Below are 4992 nucleotides of genomic sequence, written 5' to 3' on the forward strand. Positions count from 1 at the left end.
GTGGTGGCCGCGGGGGCCCCGGGGGGGTGCGCGGGGGGGGTGGGGGGGGCGGGGTGGGGCCCCCCCCCCACGCCACATGGCGTGGAACGTGTCGCTCACGCGGTGCCTTCCTCGCGCATGGGAACTCGAACGCCCTTCTCCGCCGCCACCGACTCCGCGATGTCGTAGCCCGCGTCCACGTGCCGGATGACGCCCATGCCGGGGTCGTTGGTCAGGACGCGGCGGATCTTCTCGCCCGCCAGCTTGGTGCCGTCGGCGACCGAGACCTGGCCCGCGTGGATGGAGCGGCCCATGCCGACGCCGCCGCCGTGGTGGATGGAGACCCAGGAGGCGCCCGATGCGACGTTCACCATGGCGTTCAGGAGCGGCCAGTCGGCGATCGCGTCGGAGCCGTCCAGCATGGCCTCCGTCTCGCGGTACGGGGATGCCACCGAGCCGCAGTCCAGGTGGTCGCGGCCGATCGCGAGCGGGGCGGCGAGGGTGCCGTTGCCGACCATGTCGTTGAACATGTCGCCCGCCTTGTCGCGCTCGCCCTGGCCCAGCCAGCAGATGCGCGCGGGCAGACCCTGGAAGTGGACGCGCTCGCCGGCCATCTTGATCCAGCGGTGCAGCGATTCGTTCTCCGGGAAGAGGTCGAGGATCGCCTTGTCCGTCTTGTGGATGTCGGACGCCTCGCCGGACAGCGCCGCCCAGCGGAACGGGCCCTTGCCCTCGCAGAAGAGCGGGCGGATGTAGGCGGGCACGAAGCCCGGGAAGGCGAACGCGCGGTCGTAGCCCGCCAGTTGGGCCTCGCCGCGGATCGAGTTGCCGTAGTCGAAGACCTCGGCGCCGGCGTCCATGAAGCCGACCATCGCCTCCACGTGCCGGGCCATGGACTCACGGGCGCGGGTGGTGAAGCCCGCCGGGTCCTTCGTGGCGTACGACTGCATGTCGTCGAACTCGACACCGACGGGGAGGTACGACAGCGGGTCGTGGGCCGAGGTCTGGTCCGTCACGATGTCGATGGGCGCGCCCTCGGCCAGCATCTGCGGGAGCAGCTCGGCCGCGTTGCCGAGCAGGCCGATGGAGAGGGGGCGGCGGGCGTCGCGCGCCTCGACGGCCAGCTGCAGGGCGTGCTGCAGCGAGTCGGCCTTCACATCGAGGTACTTGTGCTCGATGCGGCGCTCGATGGCGCGCGGGTCGACGTCGATACAGATCGCGACGCCGTCGTTCATCGTCACGGCGAGCGGCTGGGCGCCGCCCATGCCGCCGAGCCCTGCGGTGAGGGTGATGGTCCCCGCGAGGGTCCCGTCGAACTTCTTCGCGGCGACGGCGGCGAACGTCTCGTACGTGCCCTGGAGGATGCCCTGCGTGCCGATGTAGATCCAGGAGCCCGCGGTCATCTGGCCGTACATGGTCAGGCCCAGCTGCTCAAGGCGGCGGAACTCCTCCCAGTTCGCCCAGTCGCCGACCAGGTTGGAGTTGGCGATGAGGACACGCGGCGCCCACTCGTGGGTCTGCATGACGCCGACCGGGCGGCCGGACTGGACGAGCATCGTCTCGTCCTGCTTGAGGGTCCGCAGCGTACGCACCATGGCGTCGAAGGAGCGCCAGTCGCGGGCCGCCTTGCCGGTGCCGCCGTAGACGACGAGCTTGTCGGGGTGCTCGGCGACCTCGGGGTCGAGGTTGTTCTGCAGCATGCGCAGGGCGGCTTCCTGCTGCCATCCCAGGGCGCTCAGTTCCGTACCGCGCGGTGCCCGTACGGGGCGGGGTCCTGACATGGCGATTGCCTCCTCGCGTGAAGTACTGCAGGGGTGCGTTGCTGTGACCTTGTTATTCACATCCTGCGACGTTGAATAGAGCTAGTCAATACGTTGACAGGGCAGCGGGACCGCGTCGCGGGTGATTGGCTTGAACACATGAGCGATCAGGGCGCGGAGACCGCACACGCATCCGGGGCGGGCGGCGGCCCGGAAACCCCCACACGACGCCTCACGGCGGTGGATCCGGCGGCCGAGTCCGCCGCCCGCCGCGACCAGGCCGTACGCGCCGCCGTCGAGCAGGGGCTCGTCGGGCCCGCCACCCCCATCGCGGGGCTGCTCGACATCACCGGCATCCGCGCGTCCGCCGCCGCCCTGCGCGCCGCCTTCGACGCGGTCACCCCGGACGGCACCCCCGTCCTGCACGCGTTCGCGGTGAAGGCATCGCCCCTGGTGCCGGTCCTGCGCCTCCTTCGCGACGCGGGCATCGGCGCCGAGGTGGCGAGCCCCGGCGAGCTGGCCATCGCGCGGGCCGCCGGCGTGCCGCCCGCGCACACGGTCCTCGACTCGCCCGCCAAGACCCCGGCCGAGCTGCGCGAGGCCCTCGCGCTCGGCATCGCCGTGAACGCGGACAATCCGCAGGAGCTCGCCCGCATCGACGCGATGGTCCAATCCGCACCCAGCCGCTCCCCCGTCGGCATCCGCGTGAACCCGCAGATCGGCGGCGGCTCCATCGGCGCGCTCTCGACGGCGACGGCGACCTCGAAGTTCGGGGTCGGCCTGCGCGACGACGGCGCCCGCGAGTGGATCGTCCAGGCGTACCTCGACCGCCCTTGGCTGACCCGCCTGCACGCCCACTCCGGCTCGCAGGGCCTGCCCCTGGAACTGATGGTGCGGGGCGTGGCGGCGACGTACGAACTGGCCGAGGAGATCAACGAACGCGCCGGACGGCGGCAGATCGACACGATCGACATCGGCGGCGGACTGCCCGTCAACTTCGGTTCGGACGAGGAGAGTCCGACCCACGGGCAGTACGCGCGCCGCCTCAAGTCCCGCGTCCCGGGGCTGCTCGACGGGCGGTACGGCCTGGTCACCGAGTTCGGCCGCTCGCTGCTCGCCAAGCACGGCACGATCCTCGCCCGCGTCGAGTACGCCAAGGCGGCGGGCGCCCGGCCGATCGCCGTGACGCACGCGGGCGTTCAGGTCGCGACGCGCACGGTGTACGCGCCCGCGTCCTGGCCGCTGCGCATCGCCGCGTACGACGCGAAGGGCCGCCCCAAGAGCGGCCCGCCGGTGGGCCAGGACATCGCGGGCCCGGCCTGCTTCGCGGGCGACCTGCTCGCCGAGAACCGCCCGCTCCCCCTGCTCGAACAGGGCGACTACGCGGCGGCGCTCGACACCGGCGCGTACTACTTCGCGCACCACTACTCGTACAACAGCCTTGCCAGACCCGGCATCTACGGCTTCTCGACGCGCGCCGACGAGGTGCGGTTCGCCGCCGTGCGGGAGCCACAGACGCTGGACGAGATCGTGGCGGAGGCGGGCGGCGGCATCGCGCGGGAGGCTCTGCGCGGCCTCTGAGCCGCCCTCTGCCCCCTCCCGCCCCCTCCCGGAGGCTCTGAGGTTCCTCAACTCCCGCATAGTGACGTGGATCACGGGCACATCCTCCCTCCAGGCCCGTACTCGGTCCCGGTCTCGGGGGAGGCATCCGTGACGACATCCAACACGACCACCACCGCACCACCACCGGCCGAAGAACCCTCGCTGCACCGCGCGATCGGCCCCAAGCTCCTGATCCTCTTCGTGATCGGCGACATCCTCGGCACCGGCATCTACGCCACCACCGGCAAGGTCGCGGGAAAGGTCGGCGGCGCGCTGTGGCTGCCGTTCGCGATCGGGTTCGTCGTGGCGATCCTGACGGCGGCTTCGTACGTCGAACTGGTCGGCAAGTATCCGAAGGCGGCGGGCGCGGCCCTCTACACCCAGAAGGCGTTCAAGACGCCGTTCCTCACCTTCATCATCGCGTTCATGGTGATGTGCTCGGGCCTGGCGTCGGCGAGCGCCGCGGCCCGCGCGTTCAGCGGCGACTATCTGAGCGAACTGACGAGCAACGCGCTCCCGCCGACCCTGATCGCGATCCTCTTCATCCTGGCGCTCGCGGCGCTGAACCTGCGCGGCGTCTCCGAGTCGGTCAAGACGAACGTGGTCCTCACGCTCGTCGAACTGACGGGCCTGGTGATCATCCTCGCCATCGGCGCGTACGCGGTCCTGAGCGGCGACGGGGACCCCGGCCGCCTCACCGACTTCGAATCACCCGGCGGCGGCACGGGCTACGCGCTCCTGACGGGCGTGCTCGGCGCGACCGCGCTCGGCTTCTTCGCCTTCGTCGGCTTCGAGGACTCGGTGAACATGGCCGAGGAGACAAAGGATCCGGTCCGCACCTTCCCCCGCGCCATCTTCATCGGGGTCGCGGTGACGGGCACGATCTACGTCCTGGTGGCGCTGGTGTCCTCACTGCTCGTGGACTACAAGGTCCTGGAGGGCTCCAGCGGCCCGCTGCTCGAAGTCGTCAAGGCGGGCGGCATCGACTTCCCGCACAAACTCTTCGCGCTGATCGCCCTGTTCGCGGTCACCAACTCCGCGCTCATCAACATCATGATGGCCTCGCGGCTCTGCTACGGCATGGCCAACGAACGCATCCTGCCGCGCGCGATGGGCCGCGTCCTGGCCCGCCGCCGCACGCCGGTGGTCGGCATCGTCTTCGTCTCGCTGCTCGCGATCGGCCTGGTGTCGACGGGCGAGATCGAGGGGCTCGGCGACACGACGGCGTTCCTGCTGCTGTGCGTCTTCGCGGTGGTCAACGTGTCGGTGCTCGTACTGCGCCGCGACCGCGTGGACCACGAGCACTTCCGTACGCCGACGGTGCTGCCCGTGATCGGGGCGATCACCGCGCTGATCCTGGCGAGCCCGCTGGCGGACCGCCCGGCGGAGGTCTACATCCGGGCCGGCGTCCTCGTCGCCATCGGGATCGGGCTGTGGGTGGTCAACAGGGTGGTGCTGAGGGCGCGGGGCGAGGACTGAGGCGGGCCGGTCAGGGCAGGATCGTGAAGCTCTGCGCGTGCTGTGGCCGGACGGCGGAGAAGTGGCGGCGGGGGGGGGGGGCGCCCCCCCCCCCCCCCCGGAACGCGGGCCCCCCCCCCCCCGCGGGCGCGCCACCGGGAGTGAGAACACAAACAAACACCCCCCCAACCCC

General features: G+C 71.4%; 3 protein-coding genes. 2 read left to right on the top strand and 1 reads right to left on the bottom strand.

The annotated features are described in order from the left end of the window. Positions 1–95: 95 nt before the first annotated feature. Positions 96–1760, bottom strand: coding sequence for a urocanate hydratase (gene hutU, locus ACFWY6_RS36680; RefSeq protein WP_384699909.1), 1665 nt, complete (start codon positions 1758–1760; stop codon positions 96–98). A 138-nt stretch (positions 1761–1898) separates the two neighbouring features. Between hutU and ACFWY6_RS36685 the strand changes: the two genes are divergently transcribed. Beyond that, positions 1899–3320 (top strand): diaminopimelate decarboxylase, encoded by a 1422-nt coding sequence (locus tag ACFWY6_RS36685; protein ID WP_384699911.1) that lies wholly within the window; start codon positions 1899–1901, stop codon positions 3318–3320. A 129-nt stretch (positions 3321–3449) separates the two neighbouring features. Continuing rightward, complete coding sequence (locus tag ACFWY6_RS36690; RefSeq protein WP_384699913.1) at positions 3450–4820, top strand: APC family permease; 1371 nt, start codon at positions 3450–3452, stop codon at positions 4818–4820. The last annotated feature ends 172 nt before the right edge of the window (positions 4821–4992 follow it).

This window comes from Streptomyces sp. NPDC059037 (genome assembly GCF_042740015.1).
GTDB lineage: Bacteria > Actinomycetota > Actinomycetes > Streptomycetales > Streptomycetaceae > Streptomyces.